The sequence below is a fragment of the Microcoleus sp. Pol12B3 genome, from assembly GCF_036701355.1.
Classification (GTDB): domain Bacteria; phylum Cyanobacteriota; class Cyanobacteriia; order Cyanobacteriales; family Microcoleaceae; genus Microcoleus.
Genome location: NZ_JAUBQS010000019.1, coordinates 91,616 through 117,097, shown reverse-complemented (window position 1 = coordinate 117,097; position 25,482 = coordinate 91,616). Strand labels below are relative to the sequence as shown.

Annotated in this window: 20 protein-coding genes and 1 tRNA gene; 8 read left to right on the top strand and 13 right to left on the bottom strand. The window is 44.7% G+C overall.

The window, feature by feature from the left end; all coding sequences use genetic code 11:
- Nucleotides 1-463: 463 nt before the first annotated feature.
- Entirely contained in the window at nt 464-1,414 is a 951-nt protein-coding gene (gene cofG / locus QUA53_RS12295; RefSeq protein WP_333097444.1) for a 7,8-didemethyl-8-hydroxy-5-deazariboflavin synthase subunit CofG, read from the top strand.
- A gap of 89 nt (nt 1,415-1,503) precedes the next feature.
- On the opposite strand, the gene QUA53_RS12290 is transcribed toward cofG, so the two are convergent.
- The 3 genes from QUA53_RS12290 to cpdA form a co-directional block, all read right to left on the bottom strand.
- Nucleotides 1,504-2,280, bottom strand: coding sequence for an SDR family NAD(P)-dependent oxidoreductase (locus QUA53_RS12290; RefSeq protein WP_333097446.1), 777 nt, complete (start codon nt 2,278-2,280; stop codon nt 1,504-1,506).
- A gap of 203 nt (nt 2,281-2,483) precedes the next feature.
- Nucleotides 2,484-3,962 carry an alpha-amylase gene (locus tag QUA53_RS12285; RefSeq protein ID WP_333085424.1) on the bottom strand — a complete coding sequence of 493 codons (1,479 nt, stop codon included), beginning with the start codon at nt 3,960-3,962 and terminating at the stop codon, nt 2,484-2,486.
- Nucleotides 3,963-4,150: 188 nt separating this feature from the next.
- On the bottom strand, nt 4,151-4,930 hold the full coding sequence (gene cpdA / locus QUA53_RS12280; RefSeq protein WP_333097447.1) for a 3',5'-cyclic-AMP phosphodiesterase: 780 nt from the start codon (nt 4,928-4,930) through the stop codon (nt 4,151-4,153).
- 201 nt (nt 4,931-5,131) lie between these two features.
- Here cpdA and QUA53_RS12275 point away from each other — a divergent pair.
- Nucleotides 5,132-5,202, top strand: a tRNA-Cys gene (locus tag QUA53_RS12275).
- A gap of 169 nt (nt 5,203-5,371) precedes the next feature.
- Here QUA53_RS12275 and QUA53_RS12270 read toward each other — a convergent pair.
- The 4 genes from QUA53_RS12270 to QUA53_RS12255 form a co-directional block, all read right to left on the bottom strand.
- Nucleotides 5,372-5,830, bottom strand: coding sequence for a hypothetical protein (locus QUA53_RS12270; RefSeq protein ID WP_333097448.1), 459 nt, complete (start codon nt 5,828-5,830; stop codon nt 5,372-5,374).
- 17 nt (nt 5,831-5,847) lie between these two features.
- A complete protein-coding gene (locus QUA53_RS12265) occupies nt 5,848-6,447 on the bottom strand; it encodes a hypothetical protein (protein WP_333248865.1) in 600 nt (199 codons plus the stop codon).
- Between the two features lie 58 nt (nt 6,448-6,505).
- Nucleotides 6,506-7,300, bottom strand: coding sequence for a TIGR04255 family protein (locus tag QUA53_RS12260; RefSeq protein WP_333097452.1), 795 nt, complete (start codon nt 7,298-7,300; stop codon nt 6,506-6,508).
- Between the two features lie 276 nt (nt 7,301-7,576).
- Entirely contained in the window at nt 7,577-8,047 is a 471-nt protein-coding gene (locus QUA53_RS12255; protein ID WP_333097454.1) for a DUF4079 domain-containing protein, read from the bottom strand.
- A gap of 96 nt (nt 8,048-8,143) precedes the next feature.
- Here QUA53_RS12255 and QUA53_RS12250 point away from each other — a divergent pair, with 96 nt between their 5' ends.
- Nucleotides 8,144-9,625 carry an ankyrin repeat domain-containing protein gene (locus QUA53_RS12250; RefSeq protein WP_333097455.1) on the top strand — a complete coding sequence of 494 codons (1,482 nt, stop codon included), beginning with the start codon at nt 8,144-8,146 and terminating at the stop codon, nt 9,623-9,625.
- A 179-nt stretch (nt 9,626-9,804) separates the two neighbouring features.
- On the opposite strand, the gene QUA53_RS12245 is transcribed toward QUA53_RS12250, so the two are convergent.
- Nucleotides 9,805-10,737: a 2OG-Fe(II) oxygenase gene (locus QUA53_RS12245; RefSeq protein ID WP_333097457.1), complete on the bottom strand. Its 933-nt coding sequence runs from the start codon at nt 10,735-10,737 to the stop codon at nt 9,805-9,807.
- Between the two features lie 294 nt (nt 10,738-11,031).
- The gene (purH, locus tag QUA53_RS12240; RefSeq protein ID WP_333097460.1) at nt 11,032-12,579 is read right to left on the bottom strand and encodes a bifunctional phosphoribosylaminoimidazolecarboxamide formyltransferase/IMP cyclohydrolase; all 1,548 of its coding nucleotides are present in this window, start codon (nt 12,577-12,579) and stop codon (nt 11,032-11,034) included.
- Between the two features lie 475 nt (nt 12,580-13,054).
- Here purH and QUA53_RS12235 point away from each other — a divergent pair, with 475 nt between their 5' ends.
- Nucleotides 13,055-14,947: a PAS domain S-box protein gene (locus QUA53_RS12235; protein WP_333097462.1), complete on the top strand. Its 1,893-nt coding sequence runs from the start codon at nt 13,055-13,057 to the stop codon at nt 14,945-14,947.
- 203 nt (nt 14,948-15,150) lie between these two features.
- Here QUA53_RS12235 and glcD read toward each other — a convergent pair whose 3' ends face one another.
- From glcD to QUA53_RS12220, 3 genes are all read right to left on the bottom strand, one after another.
- Complete coding sequence (glcD, locus tag QUA53_RS12230; RefSeq protein ID WP_333097463.1) at nt 15,151-16,626, bottom strand: glycolate oxidase subunit GlcD; 1,476 nt, start codon at nt 16,624-16,626, stop codon at nt 15,151-15,153.
- Between the two features lie 73 nt (nt 16,627-16,699).
- The gene (locus QUA53_RS12225) at nt 16,700-17,584 is read right to left on the bottom strand and encodes a DUF6671 family protein (RefSeq protein WP_333097464.1); all 885 of its coding nucleotides are present in this window, start codon (nt 17,582-17,584) and stop codon (nt 16,700-16,702) included.
- 89 nt (nt 17,585-17,673) lie between these two features.
- Entirely contained in the window at nt 17,674-18,066 is a 393-nt protein-coding gene (locus QUA53_RS12220; protein ID WP_333097466.1) for a transporter, read from the bottom strand.
- Nucleotides 18,067-18,222: 156 nt separating this feature from the next.
- Here QUA53_RS12220 and QUA53_RS12215 point away from each other — a divergent pair, with 156 nt between their 5' ends.
- The 4 genes from QUA53_RS12215 (at nt 18,223) to QUA53_RS12200 (ending at nt 20,838) form a co-directional block, all read left to right on the top strand.
- Complete coding sequence (locus QUA53_RS12215; protein WP_333097467.1) at nt 18,223-19,401, top strand: glycosyltransferase family 2 protein; 1,179 nt, start codon at nt 18,223-18,225, stop codon at nt 19,399-19,401.
- A 129-nt stretch (nt 19,402-19,530) separates the two neighbouring features.
- A complete protein-coding gene (locus QUA53_RS12210; protein WP_333097469.1) occupies nt 19,531-19,785 on the top strand; it encodes a hypothetical protein in 255 nt (84 codons plus the stop codon).
- Complete coding sequence (locus QUA53_RS12205) at nt 19,782-20,132, top strand: type II toxin-antitoxin system PemK/MazF family toxin (protein WP_190739752.1); 351 nt, start codon at nt 19,782-19,784, stop codon at nt 20,130-20,132. The genes QUA53_RS12210 and QUA53_RS12205 overlap by 4 nt, the downstream gene beginning before the upstream one ends.
- A 193-nt stretch (nt 20,133-20,325) precedes the next feature.
- Nucleotides 20,326-20,838 (top strand): hypothetical protein, encoded by a 513-nt coding sequence (locus QUA53_RS12200; protein ID WP_333097470.1) that lies wholly within the window; start codon nt 20,326-20,328, stop codon nt 20,836-20,838.
- A gap of 161 nt (nt 20,839-20,999) precedes the next feature.
- On the opposite strand, the gene QUA53_RS12195 is transcribed toward QUA53_RS12200, so the two are convergent.
- Nucleotides 21,000-24,995, bottom strand: a complete 3,996-nt coding sequence (locus tag QUA53_RS12195; protein WP_333097472.1) for a magnesium chelatase subunit H — start codon at nt 24,993-24,995, stop codon at nt 21,000-21,002.
- Nucleotides 24,996-25,482: the final 487 nt, after the last annotated feature.

Sequence of the window (25,482 nt, the reverse complement as noted above, 5' to 3'; positions counted from 1 at the left end):
CCGAACCAACCGATGTAAATGCGGTTGTCTGTGCTTGTGACCCACTCACAAAAGCGTTCCCAGACGTTGGCGCTTTCGCGCTGCTGTAAGGTTGTTGTCATTTGTTTATGATTGCTTTATTTGGTTTTCAATGTTCGTGACGGCTTTGTGTTCCGCCATGTAAATAAACATAAAGCTTTTATTTCAGTTTGTAAAGGGCTTCTAAGCACAGTTTTTTTTATAAAAAATATAACCAGAGCTTATGTCAGCCTGGAAAGCTTGCTTTGTGGGGTTTTTAAAAGCAGAAGGTGGACTTTGTGGACGATCGCCCACAAATGCAGAATACTCATAATCTACCTGGGCGACGAAATTCCGGGCTTGCGTCAGTGTTAAGATAGATGAAGGTCGGCGATCGCCAACCGCAAAACTCGCACTGCACAGATATATGTTGTTGCGTAAGTCCAATCGATAAAAGTCCCAACGAATGTCCCGCACCGTCACCTACAGCCCTGCTTATACTCTGGTTCCTACTTACGAGTGTTTTAACCGCTGCACCTATTGCAATTTTCGGGCCGAACCCTTGCAAAGTCCTTGGCTGACAGTACCAGAAGCCGAAAAACAGCTTTTGCTGCTGCAAACTCAAGGTGTAATTGAAATTCTGATCCTCAGCGGCGAGGTACATCCTCACAGTCAACGGCGAAAAGCTTGGTTGCAACGGATTTACGATTTGTGCGAACTGGCACTTGCTCTGGGATTTTTGCCGCATACTAATGTGGGGCCGCTCAGCTTTGAGGAGATGGCACAGTTAAAAGAGGTGAATGTATCGATGGGGCTGATGCTAGAACAGCTTGCCCCACATTTGTTACAAACTGTTCACCGACACGCACCGAGTAAAGTTCCGGCGCTGCGGCTGCAACAGTTAGAATGGGCTGGGGAATTGAAGATTCCGTTTACCACTGGTTTGCTGCTGGGAATTGGGGAAAGTGAGGCCGATTGGGTGGAGACATTAGAGGCGATCGCCCGCATTCATTCGCGTTACAATCACATTCAAGAAGTTATCCTGCAGCCACACAGTCCGGGAAATCAGCAAAGTTGGGACGGTGAAGTTTTTAATGCTACAAAAATGCCGGAAGTAATTGCTATCGCCCGCAGCATTTTACCTGATGAAATTGCCCTACAAATTCCGCCCAATTTAGTTGCACAGCCAGACATATTGCTGGCTTGTTTAGAAGCAGGTTCTAGTGATTTAGGAGGAATTGGGCCGCGGGATGAAGTTAATCCCGATTATCCTCACTTGCAACACCAAACTTTAACAAAAATTTTAGCAGTATCGGGATGGCAACTTGTGCAGCGTTTGCCTGTTTATCCTCAGTACGATAAGTGGCTGCCGCAGACATTGCAAACGGCTGTTAAACAATGGAGAGTTAGTCATTAGAAATTCTTATTTCTTAGTCTGCGCAGGCGGACTTCGTTTGACAAGAAGCGGTTTCAACCGCCGAGTGATAAAAATAAACTATTGAGATTTTAAATCAAAGAACCGCCACCATCAATCCAGACTTCAGTACCTGTGATAAAGCTGGAGGACTGTGATACCAGAAATAACACTAATTGGGCGACTTCTTCGCTAGAACCTGCGGTATTATCCGTCAAAGGAATCATGTCTTGAATGGAATCAGGCGCGACTGGAATGCGATCGAGATGGCGCTTAACGGTGCTTTCTTCAATGGCAGTCAGTACACCGCCCGGACAGATCACATTGACTCTAATTTGGCAGGCTGCGAGTTCTAGCGCCAGCATTTTTGCAAAGGCTACTTGGGCAGCTTTTGAACAAGCATAGGCCGTGGCACCAACTTTCCTGAAACTTCTGGTGCCATTAATCGATGATGTAATTACAATTGAACCTCCTTGTTTTTTCAGATGAGGAACAGCATACTTAACAGCCAAAAATGTTCCTCTAAGGTTGGTGTTAATTGTCCGATCCCACTCATCGGGTTCTATCTCCTCTATCGGCGACCATACACCGTTAATACCCGCATTTGCAAACAAAATATCAATTCTTTGATATTTGTCAAAAATTGTTTGAAACGCTTTTTGCATTTGCTGAGAATCTCCAACATCTGCGGCAATAGCCAGCCCGCAGCCTCCTTCCTTGACCAACTGGCGGACGGTTTCTTGCCCCGTTTCCAAAATGTGATCGATAATAGCAACTTTTGCGCCTTCCTTAGCCATTAAAATTGCTGCTGCATGACCAATTCCCGACCCACCGCCGGTAATAACGGCAACTTTTTCTGAAAGTTTCATAATTTTTTATATAAATAACTTTTTTGCGCTATCGCAGAGCATAAAAATAATACTAGAGAGAAGACTTTAGTTCTCACTACAAACAACTTTTCGTCATCAAAATCATGAAAGTAAAAAGTGGTTTAATGTACTAATTATAGCGGTAAGGTGTGCAGTGCACACCCTACTTTAGGCTGAGGAGTACGTCAATTTTAACGCAGTTCCTACGGCTGTGGCACCCAGACCGAAACAGAACCGGCGTTACACCGAAAATCAGCCCAACCATCGTCATTCGTTGTGATTGGTTCTTTGATGTGTTCGGTGATGTCAATATAAGTTCGATTCGGTTGTCCGACTTCCATAAACTTGGTGCCATCGCCTCCGTTACTGAGTACCACAGCCATGCCGCCCGGATGTTCTTCATCTCCGAGTCGCGTCCAGCCAATGGTATTGGCGTGGTCGAAGTAATCGTACTGATTGCCGTAGGAATAAGTTTGGCGCGCGAACAAGAATTTATCGAGAATAAACTGATGTTTGTCTAACCAAATCTCGTATTCGTTGCCATCGTTTGCTGTATCCTTATAGTTGGCGCCATAATAGTCCGGGTAAAAAATGCACGGATATCCTTCGCTTCGCAGCAAGATTAAAGCGTACGCAAGAGGTTTAAACCAAGCCTCGACAACAGATTCTAGGGATTGTAATGGTTGAGAATCATGGTTGTCAACCAAGGTAACGGCGAGGGTTGGTTGCTGTTGGACGAGGGTGTTATCAAAAATTGTTCGCAAGTCGTAGCTATTGCCGGCTTTGCTAGCAGCGTGGAAGTTGTAATGGAGGGGTGCGTCAAATAAGGAGACTTTACCATCCGTTGCTTGGATGAAGTAGTGCAAAGCTTCCACTTCATAAGACCAATATTCACCGACGGCAAATAGGTCGCGTTGGGCATAGTGGCGAACGTGTTCCAACCATTCTTGGAAAAATTCTGCTTTAACGTGTTTGACGGCATCGAAGCGAAAGCCGTCAACGTTTGTTGTATCGACATACCACTCACCCCAGTATTTTAACTCCCCGCTGACTTCTGGGTTGTCCATATCTAAATCGCAACCCATGAGGTAGTCAAAATTACCTTTTTCTAAGTCTACTCCTCCATCGAATTCTTTGCCTTTTAGCAGGTAAATGGCATGGGTTTCTGTGTTGTAAACGTTGTAATCAATGGCGTCAAAATGCCACCAATGCCACTCCATACTAGAATATTTTTTGTCACGTCCGGGGAAGGTAAAATGCGTCCAAGCTTTGATTTTTTGATATTCGCCTACGGTGTCATTCCGGTTGTCGGGATTGAAGGGTGTGGCTTCGGCTTCTTCTTCTGCATCGGCACCTAATTTGTGGTTGAAGACAACATCGGCATAAATCCGAATTCCTGCATCTTGGGCAGCTTTAATCGCGGCCAAATACTCATCTTTTGTGCCGTATTTCGTGCGTACCGACCCTTTTTGGTCGAACTCGCCTAAATCGAATAAGTCGTAGACGCCGTAACCCACATCCATGCCGCCGCCAGTTCCTTTATAGGCGGGTGGCAACCACAGGGATGTAACCCCTATTTTGGCTAAATCTTTTGCAGATTTCGCTAGCTGATTCCACAGGCTGCCGTCGTCGGGGCTGTACCAGTGGAAATACTGCATCATCACGCCATTGAGTTGAGACATATATTTAGTTTTTCCTGTTTTTTTAAATTGCGATCGACATAAATGTTCGTAGCTCGCTAGTTTACGTATGTCTGCAATCTATGGTTAATAAATATCATAAAAGATGGGGCTGCTAAAAAAAATCTATCTGTTGATGTATTGACAACAGAATGTAAATTTGATAGTAATTTTAGGCAGACTAAAAAATATTAATTTGGTGGCGACTTTGCACCAACTCGCTCAACTCTGGTGTTCCAAGTACCGTCGATCGCCAATTCAAGCAATCTAAATCCGGGCGGGATTTCGTCAAGGATAATCGGATGGCTTTTGGGTAAAAGTTGGATGCAGGTGCTGGGTGTCCCCAAGTAGGTAACTGACCCCCGCTGTTGTTGAAATTCTTGGTGAATGTGGCCACAGAGAACGATTTTGATTTGAGGGTATCGATCGACAATTGCCAAAAATTCATCGGCATTGTGCAGCATCATTCCATCCATTATTTCAGAGTCGATCAGCAAAGGATGATGGTGCAAGGCAATGATAACAGGTCGATCGCCTGTTTGTTGCAGTTGAGAGTCGAGCCAATGCAAGCTTTCTGGGGAAAGCCGCCCGCCGTCGCATCCGGCTTCCACACTCGATAGTAATAGAAATTGCCAGTTTCCTAGCATCCATGATTTTTCTGGGGAAAGAGGCGGTTGATTTAAGATTTCTGCCATGACTGAGATGTTGTCGTGGTTCCCAGGTATCCAGTAGGCGGGTATTCCGAGGGAGGCGATGAGGGAGACTAGGCGCTGGTAGGATTCGGGTGTTTCGTCTTGGGACAAGTCGCCTGTGAGTAGGAGTAAGTCGGGCGGCGGCTGTATCTGTTGCAAGCGATCGAGAACTGCTTGGAGGGTGCGGGCTGTTGAGAGGCCTTTCCATTCTCGATCGATCTCTGCAAACAAGTGAGTGTCGGTGATTTGGGCGACGAGTAGGGGAGAAACTGGTGTCATGGCTGGTGTTGCGGGTCGTTGCTATAGTTCTAGAGTACCTTCCCACAAGGGTTTTGGGGATATGGGAAAAAAGGGCGATTCCCTACCTTTGGGGAACCCACGCGCGATCTGGATAGCTGCCCTTTACGAAATTTTTGACAGGTATGTTAAAATTTTCGAGATTTGGTGTACTATAAGAAAACGTCAAATTTCAGACGTGACGGCGGCATAGCCAAGTGGTAAGGCAGAGGTCTGCAAAACCTCCACCCCCAGTTCAAATCTGGGTGCCGCCTTTTTTAATTTTTGTTAGATGTGGGGTGATAGGCTTTGAAAGCACTTCCGCAGCAAGATCCGACGTTTTTGGCTGAGGAGCCGAAGCGCTTAATGTTGGTGAAAGAACTACTGTATTGATCCGGTAAGTTGGTAAAAATAGCTGACCTCCTCACACAGCAATTTCAGCTATTACTCTTTCAGTTGCCGCAATTCGTAGGGCTCTATTTCCCACTCGCGCTGATTAGCTAAATAAGCTAAACGCTCTAAAAGTTTTCTAAATGGTGTCTTATTTCTATACTCTGGGCTTGGTTCAATTTGTGCATGGGCAGGATTTTCTTCAGTAGCTCGAGCTAAAACATCAATTTTGTAAGTAAATTCTGGTTCGCCTTTAGGATTATTCTGAATAACACTGTCAATGAGCCTCACATCTTTAGTAATTAAACTAACTACCGCGTCTTTTTCATCTTTTTGAGAATAACAGGGGTTATTCCCGCATAAACTAGCCCTATCAACAGAGGGACACATCGCTCGATCGGTAAATGCCTGTGTTGAAATGGTAGCCCTATTTCCTTGAATCTGATACAAGTTTCTATCATAGAATACGCATCTATACAACACCTCTTCATTCGCTACAAAATCTTGTGTCATGTTGAACTGAAGGATATTTAACTACCTATCCACTGCCATACATCTATTAAATCATCATTCAAACTAATTGAACCATCTTCCATTTCATTCTCTATGTCGGCACCCCAAACTTTTATATAGTCTATTACTTCCTCCTTAACATAGAGTGTAATTTTTTTTCCGAGATTCCACCACTCCAAGACAATTTCATTATCAACACTAATGTTTAGCAGAGGAGCGTGCCACCACCAATTATTTTTTAAGGCTATTGAATGTAGTTTATCAATAAGCTTTTCTGCCGTCTTAATCGTTTTAGGACAATTAGAATAAAGGCTTTCATAATCCTTTTCTAAATTACCAACTAAAGAGGCAATGTGGGGGAATGAAGAATATTTATCTGCAATCTGCTGTAAGTCTACTGGCTGCAAAAATACATATTCTTGCTCGATAGTATCCCTTATAGTTTCTAATTGATAGACGGATTTTTGTAAAGCATTTTCAGGCAAACTAATCAAAATAGACAGGCATTTTAAAAAGTTAATTATCCGGTGAGATGGTTGAGAATTAACTTCTACTTTAACAGATAAATCCGGTACAATATTTTTGGCTCCTATCATAATAGGAGAATTAGCTGGCAAAATATCTTTGTACGACGTTCTGATAATATAAGTTTGGCTTGAAAGAGTTACTGGCATCTTACTCAATTGGTTGAGGCTCCATTGCCGCGTGGAGTTTATCTGTAATACTCCACCGGAATAGCTTTCCTCCCGTTCGATTGAAGTTATCAAAGACATTCCAAATATCCTCCTTGTTTATTTTACCTTCTAAGAAAAAATCGGCATCAAACAAATAACCAGGTTCTTGAAAATTAGCTTGTGACGGGTCTTGTGCTATCACTAAACCGTGATTAAAATTAACTCTACCTCCTTCTATTTGAATTTCCAAATTTTTTACTAAAGTCCTAATCGAGTCAGACCACTCGCTACTACGCAGCTCAGAAGCAATTTGTGGACTGATTAATTCTGACCAAGGTTGGTCTTTATCGTCAATTTTCAATTTGGAGCGAAGTATCAAATCCCTATATCTTAACCCTAATCTAATGTAAAAAGAGGGATTATATATCTGTTCAAAAATGTTAACTGCTTTGGTAAATTTCTCTTTAAATTCTTCATATTGCCTGTATTCAAAGGTCGCTAAACTTAGGGTGTCTCGGTTTAAAGACAACTGCCACTTTGAATTTTCCGAGAGAAAATTATAGTTAGTATGCTGTGGCACAAGTGAACCTATTTGTGGAACTAAGGCCGCTATCTCAGGAGGGATGTTTAGAGACTGCGACTGTTGAAAAATGGGGTAATCAAAACGGACTTTATCCTGAAATTCAAAAGGCTCTTGATTGTTAATTTTTAGAATTGTAGGAAAGCGTACTTGCCCCACAACCTCTATCAAAGGAGTTCGGTGATAAATTACTCGTTGATAATCAGGTAGTTTCATGTCAGGTGGTACTTACTCCATACATTAATATTACCTTTACTTTAAAAAGAGGGTAACGAACGGTTTTACACTACGTCATATTTGAATAGACTAGCAACACTGGTAATAAAAAAATATTACAAACCATTGATTTTCTTTAACCTCAATGCTAATTATAGCATTGATAAAGTCAATCTGTCAATTGTCAATAAAAAAGTTCCTAATAAATATGACAATTTAATTGCTAATTGCTAATTGCCTTGGGGCGATTAGCAATTAGCAACTTTACCCAAAGTATCACATTTTGCTGATAATTCTTTGCAGGATTTCCACGCCTGTTACCGCTTGCCAGCCAAACAGCCCCAAGAGCACAACATTCAGAAAGATGTGAGTGTTTCTCGCCAAATCATTGCCTTTTTGCATCAAAGGAGTCAGCGAGGCTGCGATCGCAATTATTGCCGTCATTCCCAACCCTGCTAGCAAGTGCGGGCCGACAAATAGTTTGCCGTTGTTGATGTAGGTGACAGCCATTCCGCCCACTGCACCCGTTACCATCAAGGCTAGCAGCAAAGAACCCATCTGGTGATGCTTGATGTTGAATTTGCCCTTAATTAACTCTTTTTTGACTTCGCCTTCCGCGCTTCTGGTACGTCGGATTTGCAGGCCGAGATACAAAGCATAAAATGAGATGGCCAGCAGTACCCACATTAAAACTGGGTGGAAGAATTGGCTCCAAACTTTCACTGACTGAGGAATTTCGAGATTCATAGTGTTCTGAGGATTAGCAAACATACTTCATAAAACTTAGCATACCAGTCAGGCCGTCTCGTGCGACGGTAAAAATATACGGGATGAGAGACTATTATGCCTGCCACTAAACAAGACGCTGTATTGATTCAAGCCGCCAAGACTGGCAACATTATTCACGTCCAAGCTTTACTCGCTAAGGGAGTTGACGCTAACGCCAAAGACTCTGAGGGGACGACGGCTTTGATGTTTGCTGCCCAAAAGGGCTATACAGAAATCGTGCGTACTCTACTAAACAAGGACGCTAATGTCAACCAGGTGAGCAGGCGTTTTGGGCTAACGGCTTTGATGCTGGCGGCGGCTCACAAACAGGCTGACTCTGTGCGGCTGTTGCTGGCGGCGGGTGCGGATGTTAATGCTAAAAATGATGATGGAAGTACAGCTTTGATGGCGGCTTGTCTCAAGGGCGATATCAATGTTGTGCGGATGTTACTTGATGCTAATGCTGATGTAAATGTGCGAGATAAAGATGGAGATTCAGCTCTGAAAATAGCTGCTTTATCGGGTCACGAAGCTATTGTCAAAGCTTTGGTGGATGCGGGTGCTGTTGCTGAAAATTCTATGCTGTTTTTAGCTGTCCGTCAAGGAAGCGCTGAAATTGTGCGAATTTTGCTCAATTGTGGGGCGGATGCTAATGTTAAAAATCTAGAGAGCAAAACTGCTTTGATGCTGGCTGCGACGGTGGGAAATTTGGCTGTTGTCGAGGCGCTGTTGACTGCTGGTGCTGATGTCGAAATTCCCGACAAAAACGGAGAAACTGCTTTAACTTTGGCTGCGGATTCCGGCAATACTGATGTGGTGCAAACTTTGCTGGGTGCGGGTGCTAATCCGAATGTGAAAAATGGAGATGGGGGCACGGCTTTGATGGCCGCTGCTGCTGGGGGAAATGTGCCGATCGCTCATATCTTACTCGATGCCGGCGCGGATATCGACGCTAAGGATAAAGATGATGAAACTGCTTTGAATTTTGCGGTGGTTGAAGGCTGCGAAGATGTGGTGGAATTGCTCTTAAACCGACGTGCTAGTGTCGGTTCGAGAAATCGGTTGGGCGATACGCCTTTACTGGTGGCGGCTGTTCACGGCCATAGTGCGATCGTATCGGCTTTGCTGCAAAAAGTAAACTCAAATCGGGCTGAGTTTCTGAATGCGAAAAACTTTGGGGAGACGGCTTTGACGCTGGCTGCGTTTCACGGACATACTGAGACGGTGAAGGCTTTGCTTGACGGTGGTGCGGATCCCAATATCCCGGCGGATTTGGGGAAAACGGCTTTAATGAAGGCGTGCGATCGAGGTTATGTGGCGATCGTTCAATTATTAGTCGAAAAAGGTGCGGATGTCAACTTGCTGGATGATTCGGGCGCAACCGCTTTAATGTGGGCAGCACATCGGGGTTATGCTGATGCAGTAAAGATTTTAATTGATGCTGGTGCAGAACTAAACCACAAAAATCCGGGAAATTATACAGCTTTAATGCTGGCTGAGTTTAAGGGTTATTCTAGTGTGGTGAAATTGCTCAAAAGTGCTGGAGCACTGGAGTAAGAGTTAAATAGTTTTGAGTAAGGTAATTCTGTCATTCTGAGGGTAGGCTTTGGTAAGTGAAGAAGCTCACATATCGGAACTTACGCACTGTAAGAGTGTGGCGGCAATAATTGAGATTCTTCGCCTTACTCAGAATGACAAAATTAGGTGATTATTGCATCCAGGACTATGAATTAACCTCAATTTGCTTTGCGTACCCAGCCGTTAATAGTAAAGCGGCTATCAGCAAAAGCTTTTGAGGGACAGCTAACTCGCAAAACTTCGTGCATATAGCGACTTAGAAAAAATACGATGCTGTTATTGCGAGGCTCAACGGTTCTGAATGTCTTGTCCGCAACATAAAAATTGTTTTCGATTTTGCTGTCATAAATCTGCAACTCGCCACCTGAAAAACCCTTGGGTTCTCGATAGAAATAGTAAACGTAAGTAAAAAATCGGCTGGCGGTATCTGGCGAGCCACTGTCGTTGTGAAGTTTATAAAAGTTGTTGTCATTGTGCATGGTTAGCTGAGCTTCTATCTCACCCAGGGGAAATGACGGAATATTTAAACTTTTCAGCACGTCGGGGAGAATTGCTTTGATGCGATTAACCATCAGTTCCGAAAAATCCGGGAACGAGTGGAGTACCATCGAACGGCGGTAATCTTCGGCATTGGTTGAGGTGCTGGTACTCACAAATTCTGATTCTTTTGCTAAGACATATTTGATGAGTTTATTCTTTTCTGCAGGGGTAAAAAAGTTGTCTATTTGGGCGTAGCGAGATATTAACTCGTCATTGACAGGCGGTGCAGGGGTGGGAATTTCTGCGGCGGGAATTTCTACGGGAGTTGCAAGCTGCTGCGGTTGCAGTTCCTGCAAGTAAATTGGGGGTTCTGTGACTAATCCGACTAGGTTTTCGCCGGGAAAAGAAAGGGCGGAACGACCTCCGTCTATAGGGATTTGAAATAAGGTGGAAAAACCGGGTGTTTGTTGAGTGCGATCGACTAATGTTTTGATCAGGCTGTGCAATAATGGTGTATCTGATTTGAGCGTAACGGTACACTGATGTCCGCCAGTGAGGAGGATTTTGACTTTTATATCTTGAGGTTTAATTTGCGGTTGAGTGTAAGTCATAATTTTTGAAGGACGCAACTGGGAATTTGGTATGACATAACAGTGTTGATTGGTGTCATAGCCTTCCAGATCCCCCCTAACCCCCTTAAAAAAGGGGGGGACAAGAGTCTCTAAATTCCCATTAAGAAGGGGGACAGGGGTTTTCTCAAAGTCCCCCGGAAGGGGGATTTAGGGGGATCGAGACTTAGAGTAAAACCAGAGATGCAAAGAATTTCCGACGTAAGTTAAGACCAATAAACACTATTGTATCCCTCCAATAAAATACACAAGTGAGAATTGCTTTAGGTATTATTCCTAATGCAAGAAGTGGCGAATATCAGTGAAAACCATTGTGATTCCGAGTTGGTTGGCTGCTTCGATGGAATCTCGATCGCGCATACTTCCGCCTGGTTGGACGATCGCAATTATGCCCGCCTCAGCCGCAGTTTTGACTGAATCGTCGAAGGGGAAGAAACCGTCACTGGCCAAAATCGCTCCTTTGCTCTTGTCTCCTGCTTGTTCTAATGCTAGTTTAACTGAGCCGACGCGATTCATTTGTCCGGCGCCGACACCGATTGTAGTGCGATCGCGCGTCACAACGATCGCATTTGATTTAACGTGTTTCGCTACTTTCCAAGCAAAGAGCAATTCTTCCCACTCTCCCGCCGTCGGCTGTTTCTCAGTAACAACCCGCCATTTGCTAGTTTCTTCTACTATATTATCTGAGTCTTGTACCAGCAAACCGCCTGCAATAACTTTAACAGTTTGTGGCGGCCCTTGAGTCAAGTCCGGCAAAATTAACACTCGAACTTTCGCCTTTTTCTTGATAATTTCTTCAGCCTCTGGTTCGCACCCCGGCGCGACAATACATTCTAAAAAGGTTTGAGTTAACGCCGTTGCGGTAGCAGCATCAATGGGGCGATTGAGGGCGACAATGCCGCCGAAAGCTGAGACTGAATCGGTGTCGAATGCTTTTTGATAAGCTTCCGAAATAGTTGTTCCCAAGGCAGTACCGCAAGGATTTGTATGCTTCAGAATAGCGGCGGCTGGTGTGTCGGGGAATTCTACGATCAGCCGCCTTGCTGCTTCTAAATCTACTAAATTATTGTAGCTTAATTCTTTGCCTTGCAGGATGCTGCTAGTCGTCCAGCCTGTCGGTGTACTTCCGCTTTGATACCAGGTGGCGGCTTGATGGGGATTTTCGCCGTAGCGGAGAGTTTGCAACTCTTTTCCTGATAAATTAAACTGCTTTGGTAGCGAAGATTCTTCAGCGGATTGGCTGCTGCTGAGATAAGTTGCGATCGCGCGATCGTAGTTTGCTGTATGTTTAAAGGTTTCTAGCGCACATCTTTGCCGAAACTCTAAGGATGCTTCGCCACCATTTTCCCGCAGCTCTTTTAAATAAGTATTGTACTGTTCTGGGTCGCACAAAACTGTCAAATGAGCGTGGTTTTTGGCGGAAGCTCTCAACATTGCCGGCCCGCCGATATCTATCTGCTCAATTGCGTCGGCTAGAGTAACTCCTGGTTTAGAAATTGTCTCTTCAAATGGATACAGATTCACTACAACTAGATCGATCGCCCGAATGTGATTTGCTGTTAAATCTGCGAGGTCTTCCGGTACATCGCGGCGTGCTAAAATGCCCCCGTGGATTCGCGGGTGAAGTGTTTTGACTCGCCCTCCCAAAATTTCGGGAGAACCAGTATATTCCGCAACTTTGGTCACGGGGATGCCTGCTTCTTTGAGTGCAGTTGCTGTCCCGCCACTACTAATTATGTCAAATTCAAATTCTTCTACTAGACTGCGCGCTAAGTCGATTAGTCCGCTTTTATTGGATGTGCTCAGAAGTGCTAGACGTGCCATTGGTTTGAAGTTGCGATCGCAAAAATAGATAGGTTATATTCTATATCACATCTGCCTGCAGGGAGATGATTTGGTAATTGCTAATTATGATTATTTTTAATGAAATAAAGATGAGTTCGCTTATTTTTAACCATATTTTTTGTCAAAATTATATAATAATTTATACTAACCAGTGGCTTCTAAATATGTAGAACTTGCGCGTGGAACTGGTTATTTTGTGAGTGCGAGGGGGATTGAAGCCATATCCAGCTTGCACAGTTCGTGTCGCTACGTAAGTGTCAATGTTGTTGAAATTACTTAATAAAACTTAATAGATAAATCTATGGCGATCGCTCTTGAATTTTAACGATGTTTTATGATGAATTCTAAAAGTAATGTGCTAGCATCGGGTGTAAATTGCTCCCTCCCTAAATTTCCCGGAAAATAGGGCGATCGCAATACCTTAATGTAAAAAATAATTGAGTAGGGTAGAAATATGTTTTTTCAAGAAGCCGATCCAGAAAATAAGCTCAGTAATATTAGCAGGAAGCATAAAAAAACAGCTCCTAATCTGACCAATAGAACAGGCTACCAACAGATGCCCAAAACAAGAGCAGAGAATTCGACCGAGGCAAATATTTCCGAAGCTTATAGTCTTAGCCTGTGCGAATTGCAGCAGATGGAGCGAGCAATGGAACAGCTACAGCAGGATTTGAAAGCTAGCGAATCTCGGTTTCGGAATGTGATCGAAAAAAATGCTGACGGCATCGCAATCGTTAACAAGCGAGGACTTGTATGTTTTGCCAACCAGTCAGCAGAAGCGCTGTTTAACTGCACGGCAGATGAACTTTTAGGTCAAGCATTTTTTGGCAATTTAGTAGTAGAAGTTTCAGCTTGCGACCTTGAGATGGCGACGGATATTATTCCCCAAGTTGGAAAAACAGAAGCACCAGGAACTCGCGTCGTGCAAACAGAAGTTGAAGCTATTCGCAAGCAAAAAGCAAATGCTGTAGTAGAAATGCGGGTGGTGGAAACGGAATGGGATGGAGAAATGGCTTATTTAGCTACGCTACGGGACATTACCGATCGCAAACGCGCAGAAGAAATGCTTTGGTTGTACGATCGAGCTATAGCAGCTACTAGCACTGGAGTTACGATTTCTGACGCCACTGACCCCGAAAATCCAATTATTTATTGCAATCCCGCATTTGAAAGCATGACAGGTTATCGGCGGCAGGAAATTATTGGAAAAAACGGCCGATTTTTGCACGGAAGCGATACCGATCCGGCGGCAGTAGAAATAATTCGCCAAGCCTTGCAAACAGAAAGCGAGTGCAAGGTAATATTAAAGAATTACCGCAAAGATGGAACCGCGTTCTGGAATTGTTTCTCAATATCTCCTGTGCGCGATCGAATGGGCAAATTAACTCATTTTATTGGTGTACAGAGAGACATCACTCAGCGGAAACAAGCCGAAGAAGCCTTGCATAATTCTGAAGCACAAAGCAGAGAACAAGCCGCTCAACTAGCCACCACACTTAACGAACTCAAAGCCACTAATTCCCAATTAGTTCAAAGCGAAAAAATGTCTAGTTTGGGATTGCTACTGGCTGGCGTAGCTCACGAAATTAATAACCCAGTCAGCTTCATTTACGGCAATCTCGCTCATCTCACAAATTATACTCAAGACTTGTTTCACCACCTCGAACTTTACCAACAGCACTATCCTAATCCAGTCGCCGAAATTCAACAGGAAAGAAAAGAGAAGGAACTCGATTTTTTAGCTGAAGATTTACCTAAAATACTGTCTTCAATGAGCGTTGGTGTCGATCGCATTTGCCAGATAGTTCAGTCGCTGCGGAACTTTTCGCGACACGACGATTCGCAGATGAAACCCGTAAACCTCCACGAAGGTATTGACAGCACGCTGCTCATTCTAAATCACCGTTTGAAAGGAAACGGCGAAAAGCCCCCCATTAAAATTGTAAAACAATACGGAGACTTGCCGGCTGTTCAGTGTTTTGCCGGGCCAATAAATCAAGTTTTTATGAATATTCTCAGCAATGCGATCGATGCCTTAGAGGATGCGAACAAGAGGCTAAACAGTCAAGAAATGGCAGAAAATCCCAGCCAGATTAGGATGTGCACGGAAGTAGTCGGCAATTTTGTAGAAATCAAAATTGCCGACAACGGGCCGGGAATCACTGAGGAAGTCAAGCAGCGCATATTCGATACATTTTTTACTACCAAACCTATTGGTAAAGGCACGGGAATGGGTTTGTCAATTAGCTACCAAATTATTGTAGAAAGACACAAAGGCGAATTACATTGTACTTCGGAATTAGGCAAGGGCACGGAATTTACTATCAGAATTCCAATTGCACATTAGGGTGGAATGTGCAATCTGCACCTTACCAACTTCATATATAAGCCAACAAGCGATCGGGAAGATCGCACTCCTAAAAAACGAGAAAAATAGTTTTTTCTCGTTACCCGAATCTAGCTGGAAAGGCATACTTAGAGGCTTTGCATCCCCATTGTAGAGAAAATTGTCACGTGCTTTTCGGCTCACCTTACCCCATAAATAGGGAATTAAAAAACCTCTGCACCCTCCAACTTTTTAAAAGTTTCAACCTTAGCCTTCGCCGCTTCGCCGCAAGTCTTCGGCGTCGGAAACATCTTCCCAGGATTCGCCAAACCTTTCGGATTAAACACCTGACGTACCCACTGCATCGTCTCCAAATCTACCTCCGAAAACATATCGGGCATAAAACACTTCTTGTCAGCGCCGATGCCGTGTTCGCCCGAAAGACTTCCCCCAACTTTCACGCAAAGCCTGAGAATTTCCCCGCCCAATTCTTCCACCTTTTCCAGCGCACCTTTTACCGAGTTATCGTACAAAATTAGCGGGTGTAAATTCCCGTCTCCCGCATGAAATACATTGGCAATTCGATAACCGTATTTCTCGCTCAAACCCTCAATTTCTTTCAAAACATAAGCCATTTGCGTTCGCGGAATTACGCCATCTTGCACGTAATAATCCGGGCTGAGATGGCCCGCCGCCGCAAAAGCAGCTTTCCGCCCTTTCCAAATTTTTAGGCGCGTTTCCGGGTCGCTTGCCGTGGTGATATTTCGTGCTCCGTTATGCTTGCAAATGTCGGCAATCCGCTGTTTGTTTGTGGCAACTTCCACTTCTAAGCCGTCGATTTCTACAAGTAAAATTGCTGCCGCATCGCGGGGATAACATCCAGTTGCCACCACATCTTCCACAGCATTGATGCTGATGTTGTCCATGATTTCCATGCCGCCAGGAATAATGCCAGCGCTGATAATATCCGAAACTGATTCGCCCGCTGCTTCTATACTGGAAAAATCCGCTAGGAGAACGCAAATCGATTCCGGCGCTTTGAGAATTCGCAGAGTAACTTCTGTGGCGATTCCTAAAGTGCCTTCAGAACCGACAAATACACCAGTTAAATCGTAACCGGGCATTTCGGAAACTTCGCCGCCGACATCGACTATTGAACCGTCCGCAACTACCAATTTTAATCCTAAAACGTGATTAGTTGTGACTCCGTATTTGAGGCAGTGAACGCCGCCAGAATTTTCGGCAACGTTGCCACCAATCGAACAAACAATTTGGCTGGAAGGATCTGGCGCGTAGTAGAAACCTGCGCCACTAACTGCTTGGGTTACCCAGTTATTAATTACTCCCGGTTGCACGACTACTTGCTGATTTTCTAAGTCTATTTTCAGGATTTTTCGCATCAGGGCAGTGACAATCAGCACGCAGTTTTCTACAGGCAAAGCGCCGCCGGAAAGGCCGGTGCCTGCGCCTCTAGCAACCCAGGGAATTGAGTTGCGATCGCATATTTTGACCACTTGCGCCACTTCCTCCGTAGTTCGAGGCAATACCGCCACGGCGGGGCGCTGGCGGTAGCTCGCGAGTCCGTCGCACTCGTAGACAATCAATTCTTCGCGGCGCTGTACGACGCCATTTTTGCCGACTACAGCCTCGAATTCTTTAATAACGGGTTTCCAGTTGCGTTCTGTTTCTACGGCTATCATTAGTGAATTTAATTAGGGAACTCTCAATAATATTGTTGCAAACTTTACTATTTTTGTGCAATTAATTATTTTTCTAAGGGTTGCAATATTGACACAGGGCAGGATCGGCAGTCTCTCGACTGTCGGGAAATAGTTTTTCTTTAGTATAACCGCACTTTTTGCATTTATAGATTGCCGATCGCACTAGCTGAGTCGGAAAATAGCAAAGTTCGCAGGGCAATCCGATTTTCGTCTCAGCAATATCGAATCCCGGCCAACCGCACTCCGGGCAGAATTGCTTAAATTTTTTAACTAAATCGAGAGTTGCATTTTCGATGTTTTTCATCCGAGTTGGATTGTACATCGCCCGCATATCTGTTTCGATGTGAACTCGGCCGATTGACGATTTTTTTAAGCCTGCTGCCACAGCGTCAAAAAGTTGCTTTTCTGTCCTAATGCCCTTGACAATTTCGCCGTTACCGAGTGCAGCTTCGCCAACTATAACCACCAGTGCGTGTTCGGGAAATCCTGCTTTTTTCGCAAAATCATCTGCTTCTTCTATACTGGAAACTAACTGGTGACTGTAGTTAGTTTCAACGGAGAAAGACTCGCCGATGAGTTCTAGATTGTTGGCTCGATCTAATAAAATTACTATTTCTCTGTTAGCTGGTAGATACGGCATCATTGGGTGAGGACCGAAAGTACCTTCGCTGGCAAATGCAAGAGTTTCGCCCGCAATTTCTAGGGCTTTTTGTGCTTTATGGCGAGCCGCTTCTATTTGTGTTCCTAAGCGTTTAACTTCTCGGGTGAAGGTGCCGAATGCGTCCGTGTCAAGCGCCGCAGGTACTAGGATATTGACGCCCAATTCTCGTTCCAAAACGGGAGCTATTACCCGTTCTTTTTGGTGCATTGTAGCAAGAACTGCGGTGCGATTGCTCAAAAATTGATAGGCATTCACAGGCTCAGAAATATTAGACATACAGCAGCATCATTTCATAACAGAAGGTTCAAATACACCCTTTGACCTAAGTTATCAATTCAGGACTCCAGCGTCAATCTTGAAAGTGGCTAGTTGCCTCCAGTCACTCCCCCAGCTTGACCTCTGAGTACAAAAATTACTCCCGTCATAATTAGCGCTACCCCTACTAACCGCAGCGGTGGCAAAGGCTCGTGAAATATAAGTTTGCCACCTAAAACAGTAAACAGGTAACTAATTGACAATAAAGGTGAGACTATGCTAAGGTTTGCCCGCGACAAAACTACAATAAAGCCGATGGAAGAAATTGCATACAAAGAAAGACCACATACAATCAAAGGCTGGGTAGCCATTGCTAGAATTTTTTCTATTAGATTAGCAGCGCCAATGGGCCCTAAGATTTTAGCTCCTGCCTTCAGACTAAATTGACCTGCGACGCCGCACAATATTGCAGCAAGCAATAACAAAAAAACGCTTCTATTCACAAGTTTACTAACCTATAGTACAATCCCAAATTGCCGTTCCCAAAAACCTGAAAAACTTTAATTAAGTTTTGCTAGGTTTGATTCACCACTAATATTTTAAGCAGAGATACGGGAAAATTAAGTAGGGTCGATCGCGATCGAGAGTGGAACAAATATATGGCAGAGCAGACCAATCCAAGCGGAGAATACACTCTAGAACTATCGATACTCATGCCTTGCCTCAACGAAGCAGAAACTTTAGAAATCTGCATCAAGAAAGCACAGAAGTCCCTGCGCGAACTTGATATTGCCGGCGAGGTCATCATAGCAGACAACGGCAGCACTGACGGTTCTCAAGATATCGCTACCAGAATGGGAGCGAGAGTCGTACCCGTAGCAGCCAAAGGCTACGGCAGCGCCCTCATGGGAGGCATCCTCGCAGCGCGCGGAGTTTATATTATCATGGGCGATGCTGACGACAGCTACAATTTTTCCAACCTCGGCTTTTTTGTCAAAAAATTGCGAGAAGGTTTCGACTTAGTAATGGGAAACCGCTTTCAAGGGGGCATCAAACCGGGGGCGATGCCGCCGCTGCACAAATATTTAGGAAATCCGGTGCTGACATGGGTTGGGCAGTTATTTTTCGCGAGTCCAGTCGGCGACTTTCACTGCGGATTGCGGGGTTTTAGGAGAGACTCAATTTTGAAACTCGACTTGCAAACAACGGGGATGGAATTTGCTAGCGAAATGGTCGTCAAAGCATCTCTGTACACATTGCGGATAACTGAAGTCCCAACCGTACTTTCTCCCGATGGACGCTCGCGCCCGCCGCACTTGCGAACTTGGCGAGATGGCTGGCGGCATCTACGATTTCTGCTGCTTTACAGTCCTCGGTGGCTGTTTTTGTATCCGGGTGTGGCGCTGATAATTTGGGGTCTAATTGTGGGCATCTGGCTATTACCTGGTACTCAAAAGATTGGTAGTATTAGCTTTGATGTACACACGCTGCTGTATGCTGCGATCGCCATTATCATCGGTTTTCAAGCAGTAACTTTCGCTTTTTTCACTAAGATTTTTGCCATCAGCGAGAAATTTCTGCCCGAAGACCCCAAACTCAACAAAATATTTCGCTATGTCACCCTAGAGACAGGATTGATTGTCGGAGTCACGCTGATTTTAATCGGAATAGTTGGCTCGTTCTTGTCATTAACTATCTGGAGCGAAACAGCTTTCGGTTCTCTCGACCCTTCTAAAACTCTGCGTTTGGTTATTCCCTCGCTCACTTGCCTGACTGTCGGTTTGCAGATAGTTTTGTCGAGCTTTTTTCTCAGCGTGCTGAGCTTGAAGCGTAGGTGATAACATTAAGGTTACTCCCAACATTCCTCCAAACTAAATTGCCATGCAGGGGAAGCTCAGGGCGATCGCACTTCCTTCGATCCTAAATTGCTATAATGACAATCAGCAAAAAATCTTAATGAAAAATCTATGTCTACTTATAGCGAGGTACTGAGTCAGGCTCAAAATCTCACTCTTGAAGAGCAACAGCAACTGTTAGAAGTATTGTCAGCATTGGTTCGCGATCGGGTAACAACCCAAACTCAGGGTAAACGATCGGAAATTGATGCAGCACTGATTGAAATGGTACAAGATCCAGAGTATCAAGCTCAAGTGCTAGAGATGGAGGCTGAGTTTGCGGTAGCGAGTTGGGAAGCGTTGCAATTGGGAGAATCTCCTGTATGAACCGGGGAGAAGTCTATGATGCTCGACTTGAGCCTGTTGAGGGTTCTGAACAAGGAGGAACCCGTCCTGTTATCATCGTTAGTCGAGCTACAATCAATACATATAGCCCTGTAGTTTTGGCTATTCCCTGCACTACTTATCAAACTGGTAAACGAGTTTATCCCACTCAGGTATTAATTAAAGCTCCCGACGGTGGATTAACCAACGATTCTATCGCTATGGCAGATCAAGTACGGGTATTATCTAAATCTCGTTTATTGAGTTTACGAGGAATGCTTAGTGATGAAGCAATACTTCTGCTGAATCAAGCTTTATTAATTGCCTTGGATTTGCCTGGTCAAGTTTAATTGCACTTTGGGGAAGATAAGGGCGATCGTACTTTGGGAATAAAAGGGCGATCGCATTTTTGGTTAAGATCAGAGTTCCATCTATTTTGCAACTTTAATTTAAGAAATGTTAAAATAAATTAAGATATAAATTCCGGAGACTACTTGCAAGTCACTGTACTATCAAATAATATTAAATTTGAATGGCAATATTATGAATACCAGTAGCAGAAAGAGCAAAGCTTTGATGAATCAACGTAGAAAAAATTATTACAATTCACTATTTTACCTGATACTGGTATTACTGATTTATGGCTGTAGTCCTCCCCCAAGTCCTTCCTCAAGTCCTTCCCCAGAGAAGCAGGAGGAGCAGCTTCCTAAAACGGACTCAACAGATATTTGGTCGCAAATTCGTACGGGAAAGATTACAACGGCTGAAGCCATCATTACAAATCAAATTACCTCGCTAGATGGTCAACGTAACTGTCCCTATGTCACTTACACTGAGATTGCCGATGTCCGGAAAAAAGTAGATGGGGCAGGGGACTTTTGCGTTGCAAGAGTCAAAAACGACATAAATGCTGGTAATGTTTCAACTTCACAGGCCATTTTTCAAGGTGTTATTTCATGGCAAAATGCTCAATCTCAATGTCCCTTTATGTCTGAAGAAGAGAAAGACAGAGTAAGACAAGCCACAGAATTTGGGGCTTCAAATTTCTGTAGGTAATAGCTTATAACAGATTTAGCTACACAGTAAATACACCAAAAATATAAAGTCTACCGGGAGGTTTCATTATCACAAAATAGTGATTTAACATTATCTCTATAATTAAGGCTTTGTAGAGACGTTGTATACAACGTCTCTACAAATTGATGCCTACTCTAACTCTATTCTACTCCCTCAATCCGGTCTTCCACCTCCTGATAAAGTTCACGCAGACGATCCAAATTGTTCTCCGAAGTTTCCCAATAACCCCGGCCATTCACCTCAAGCAAAGTGCTGACAATCTTGCGGAACGAATGAGGATTTAAGTTAAGCAAACGCTTCTGCATCTCCTCATCTTGGATAAACGTAGTGTTGACATCTTCATACACCCAATTATCCACAGCGCCCGCCGTCGCACTCCATCCAGTCGTATTCACCAGACGCTTAGAAATCTCCCGCACGCCTTCATAGCCGTGCGACAACATCCCCTCGTACCACTTTGGATTCAGCAGCTTAGTCCGCGAATCTAAACGCACGGTTTCTGATAGCGTCCGCACCTGCGCGTTGGCTGTGGTGGTATCAGCAACAAAGGATGCTGGTTTCTTCCCATCTGCGCGCAAACTGCCGATCAATTTAGTCGGATCGGAGTCGAAATAGTGCGACACGTCGGTTAGGGAAATCTCGGCAGAATCTAAGTTCTGGAAGGTGACTTCCGCAGTTTTTAAGGATGATTCAAAAATCTGCCTGTCTTGTTCCATTGTTCCCGGATTGTCGGAAGAAAAGGCGAATGATTTGCGAGTTAAGTACATTTCCTGCAACTCTGCTTCGCTTTCCCAAGTGCTGTTTTCCACCGCCAAGTTGACGTTAGAGGAATAGGAACCAGAAGCATTGGAAAATACGCGGGTTGCTGCTTGTCGCAGGTTGATTCCCATTTCTTCCGCTTGCTTCAGGGCGTGTTTGCGGACGAAGTTCATTTCTAAAGGTTCGTCGGCTTCCGCTGCCATTTTCACGGCTTTATCTAACAAATTCATTTGGTTGATGAACAAGTCGCGGAATACGCCGGAACAGTTAATTACTACGTCGATCCGAGGGCGTCCTAACTCTTCTAAAGAAAGCAATTCGAGTTTGTTTACTCGGCCCAAAGCGTCGGGAACTGGCTTCACTCCCACCATCCACATTACTTGCGCGAGGGATTCGCCGTAAGTCTTGATGTTGTCGGTTCCCCACAACACAACGGCGATCGTTTCTGGGTAATTTCCGCCGTTATCAACGCGCTGTCTTTCTAACAGCCGATCGACTACAATCTTTGCAGACTTAACCGCCCCCGTTGTAGGGATTGACTGCGGGTCCAAAGCGTGCATATTCTTGCCAGTCGGCAAAACATCCGGGTTGCGAATCGGATCGCCACCGGGACCAGGCAGAATATACTCGCCTTCTAACGCGCGCAACAAAGCGCCTAATTCGTTGTCGGCACAAACTTGCTGCAAGCAGAACTCCAGATACTCAAACAGCGGTTTAATCGGTTCTGGATCGATTTTTTTGAAACCGGCAGCGTGCAGCGCATCAATCCAAGGTGTTTTCTTGCCCATGTTGAAGAAATTCAACTTAGAAACAAGGGAAACTCTACCCTCAGCGTCGGTTTGTTCCTTCACCAAAGCGCCCACTGCATCCCGACAGGCCAAGGTGATTTTTTGCAGCAATTCGACATCCGTTAAAATGCCTTTGTCGCTGTTGGTATAAACTTCTTCGATATCGCGTCCCAGACTGTTAGCGATAATTCGCGGCAAGCCGATCAGGTTGTCTTCCTCGCGGTCTAAATTGGCGATATTCACCAAAGTTGCGATCGCCTCTTCCGCAGTCGGCGGCTTACCGATAATATGCAAACCGCAAGGTAACAACCGCGACTCAATCTCCATCAACTTGCGGTAAACCAAGCCAACTAAATTGTCGCGTTCCTCAGCAGTCATTCCCGCAGCAACCCCTCTTTCTTGTTCGGGAGGTAGGGCGATATCCTTATCCAAATTCACCAAACGGCATTTTTCGACGATCGCATCAACAATCGCCACACCCCGACCCGTATCCTTCAAAGTTTGATAGGAAGCAATCAACTCGCTGAGTTCCTGCAAACCTTTGTACAAACCAGCATTTTCCGCCGGAGGTGTCAGATAACTGATGGTTTCAGCATAACTGCGGCGCTTGGCAATTGTTGCCTCGCTGGGATTGTTGGCTGCGTAATAATAGAGGTTAGGAATTTTGCCGATCAAACTGTCGGGATAACAATCGACAGACATTCCCATCTGCTTACCAGGCATGAATTCTAGGGAACCGTGAGTGCCGAAGTGCAGCACCGCATCCGCACCCCAAATGCGCTCCAAATATGTATAGTAAGCAGCAAAACCGTGGTGCGGGCTGGCGGAACGAGAGAATAACAACCGCATCGGATCGCCTTCGTATCCAAAAGTAGGTTGCACTCCGATAAACACATTGCCGAAATGTTTGCCGAAAATCAGCAAATTTTGTCCGTCGCTGTTCAAATGTCCCGGAGGCGGGCCCCAATTTTCTTGCAAGCGTTCCGAGTAAGGAGTGAATTCTTCGTATTCAGCGACGGACATCCGGTAAGCAACATTTAATTCCGGGCTTTGGTATTGGGCTGTTGCGTCGTGGATGACTTCTTGCATCAGTTTTTCGGCGGAATCCGGCAATTCTGGCAAGTCGTAACCGTTACCTTTTAAGGCTTTCAATACTTCGTAAATCGAGCCGAAAACGTCCAAATAAGCGGCTGTTCCGACGTTGCCTTTGTCCGGCGGGAAACTGAAAACTGTGATCGCAACTTTTTTATCTAATTTTGGTTTACGGCGCAGCATTGCCCACTTCATGGCGCGCTGGGCAATTGCTTCGATCCGGTCTTGTAGGGCGATCGCCTTTCCAGTTGCGCCATCTCTTCCCGACAAAATAATCGGTTCGATCGCGCCATCCAACTCAGGAATGGCAACTTGCAAAGCAACTTGAATTGGGTGCAATCCTAAATCGCTATTTTCCCACTCTTCCGTCGTTTGGAAAACCAGCGGCAAAGCCACCATGTAAGGGCAGTTTAGCTTTTTCAAAGTCTCGATCGCCTTAGGGTGATCTTGTTTCGCCGGGCCGCCCACCAGGGCAAAACCAGTCAGAGAAACCACCGCATCAACGATCGGCAGCGGTGTGACACCTTTCGCCCCAACTTCCAAGAAAAAAGTTTCAACAGGCTTTGAGAAGTCCAAACCACCGGCAAAAATGGGTAAAACCCGGGCGCCCATTGCCTCCAATTCCTGTACTATTGCTACGTAGTGCGCGTCATCTCCGGTGACTAAGTGAGTGCGCTGCAACACTAAACCGATGCAAAGTGCAAGGGGGTCTTTGAGGTCTGCGGAAATATCTTTGCGGGAATTGTACCAGGTGAGATATGCTTTTACATCCTCAAACATCGATGGTGCTAAAGGATGCCAAATCCCCATGTCCGGGTAGACAACGGGTTCTTGAAAAGTTAGCTGTTCCTGGCCTTTGAATACATATTTATGTGACAGCATCAGCAAGAAGTTTTCCAAGTTTTCTTGGGAACCGCCCAGCCAATACTGGAAACTCAGCATGAAGTTGCGGGCATCTTGGGCTTTGTCGATGGGCAAATATTTCAGCACTTTCGGCAAAGTTTGCAGCAGTTTCAGCATTCCGTCTTGGAAGGAACTCCCGGATTTTTCCTTCCGTTTTTTCATGAATTCGCCGATCGCACTTTTGCTTTGTCCCAACTGTGCCATCGAGAAACTGCCCATTTTATTGAGTCGCATAACCCCTGGCATCGACGGGAAGACGACGGCGACATCCAGGCTGTCGCGCAGCGGTTCCACCGCCGCTACCACCTTTTCGGCCAAGTCTTCGATAAAAATTAGAGAAGCAATAAATACATTGGCATCCGCCACATCCCGCTTGAAGGCTTCGTAATTTTCCGGGCTGCGAAGTTCCTCGATCAGGTAGCCGCTGATTTCTATTGCCAAATTCGGATTTTTCTGGTTTATCGATCGAACCGCTGCCGACAGGGCGCTTTGATACTGCGGTTCCAGTACGACATAGACCACCTTCATGAGCGATCGCCCCTGCAAGTTTTCCGGCACAACGTGGCGAATGGTGGGCTTGACGTGAGTGAACATCCGGTTAGGCTCCTTTAAGATGCTGTTTTCGGGAATCGGGAATTTTTTTATCCCATAAGCATTTTTACCAGAAAACGCTTGCCATTAGGCGATTTGAGCCTGCACATGACACAATTCGACAAATTTAGGCCAACTTTTCGTTACATTTTTTTATAAATTCCTTGAGCAAATACTCCATATTTTATTTACAAAAATTTACTTGACAAACTTACTTTAATATGTAAAAGATTAATGGGTTGGATAAAAATAATTAAAAATTAACCAACTATTGAGAAAGAAATCCTGAAAAAATTTCCAAGTTTTGTAAAATTGATTAAACTTGCGATGAGAAATTAACTAATGGAAAAAACGCATAAATTCTGAAGGCAGAATGTAGCCTTCGGATAATTGCTGAGTCAAAATAAGTTGAAATTTCACCAGGAACTTAAAACAATTTAATAAAGTCTATTTTGTGTAAATTCCTGATCGGCGATCGAGTTCATGGAAA

What these genes read in the sequence shown, in the direction of transcription:
- QUA53_RS12200 (WP_333097470.1), top strand. Translation starts at nt 20,326, where the DNA reads ATGAATACCAGTAGCAGAAAGAGCAAAGCTTTGATGAATCAACGTAGA.
- QUA53_RS12250 (WP_333097455.1), top strand. Translation starts at nt 8,144, where the DNA reads ATGCCTGCCACTAAACAAGACGCTGTATTGATTCAAGCCGCCAAGACT.
- QUA53_RS12210 (WP_333097469.1), top strand. Translation starts at nt 19,531, where the DNA reads ATGTCTACTTATAGCGAGGTACTGAGTCAGGCTCAAAATCTCACTCTT.
- QUA53_RS12215 (WP_333097467.1), top strand. Translation starts at nt 18,223, where the DNA reads ATGGCAGAGCAGACCAATCCAAGCGGAGAATACACTCTAGAACTATCG.
- QUA53_RS12260 (WP_333097452.1), bottom strand. Translation starts at nt 7,300, where the DNA reads ATGAAACTACCTGATTATCAACGAGTAATTTATCACCGAACTCCTTTG.
- QUA53_RS12235 (WP_333097462.1), top strand. Translation starts at nt 13,055, where the DNA reads ATGTTTTTTCAAGAAGCCGATCCAGAAAATAAGCTCAGTAATATTAGC.
- QUA53_RS12225 (WP_333097464.1), bottom strand. Translation starts at nt 17,584, where the DNA reads ATGTCTAATATTTCTGAGCCTGTGAATGCCTATCAATTTTTGAGCAAT.
- glcD (WP_333097463.1), bottom strand. Translation starts at nt 16,626, where the DNA reads ATGATAGCCGTAGAAACAGAACGCAACTGGAAACCCGTTATTAAAGAA.
- QUA53_RS12195 (WP_333097472.1), bottom strand. Translation starts at nt 24,995, where the DNA reads ATGTTCACTCACGTCAAGCCCACCATTCGCCACGTTGTGCCGGAAAAC.
- cpdA (WP_333097447.1), bottom strand. Translation starts at nt 4,930, where the DNA reads ATGACACCAGTTTCTCCCCTACTCGTCGCCCAAATCACCGACACTCAC.
- cofG (WP_333097444.1), top strand. Translation starts at nt 464, where the DNA reads ATGTCCCGCACCGTCACCTACAGCCCTGCTTATACTCTGGTTCCTACT.
- QUA53_RS12290 (WP_333097446.1), bottom strand. Translation starts at nt 2,280, where the DNA reads ATGAAACTTTCAGAAAAAGTTGCCGTTATTACCGGCGGTGGGTCGGGA.
- purH (WP_333097460.1), bottom strand. Translation starts at nt 12,579, where the DNA reads ATGGCACGTCTAGCACTTCTGAGCACATCCAATAAAAGCGGACTAATC.
- QUA53_RS12245 (WP_333097457.1), bottom strand. Translation starts at nt 10,737, where the DNA reads ATGACTTACACTCAACCGCAAATTAAACCTCAAGATATAAAAGTCAAA.
- QUA53_RS12255 (WP_333097454.1), bottom strand. Translation starts at nt 8,047, where the DNA reads ATGAATCTCGAAATTCCTCAGTCAGTGAAAGTTTGGAGCCAATTCTTC.
- QUA53_RS12270 (WP_333097448.1), bottom strand. Translation starts at nt 5,830, where the DNA reads ATGACACAAGATTTTGTAGCGAATGAAGAGGTGTTGTATAGATGCGTA.
- QUA53_RS12205 (WP_190739752.1), top strand. Translation starts at nt 19,782, where the DNA reads ATGAACCGGGGAGAAGTCTATGATGCTCGACTTGAGCCTGTTGAGGGT.
- QUA53_RS12285 (WP_333085424.1), bottom strand. Translation starts at nt 3,962, where the DNA reads ATGTCTCAACTCAATGGCGTGATGATGCAGTATTTCCACTGGTACAGC.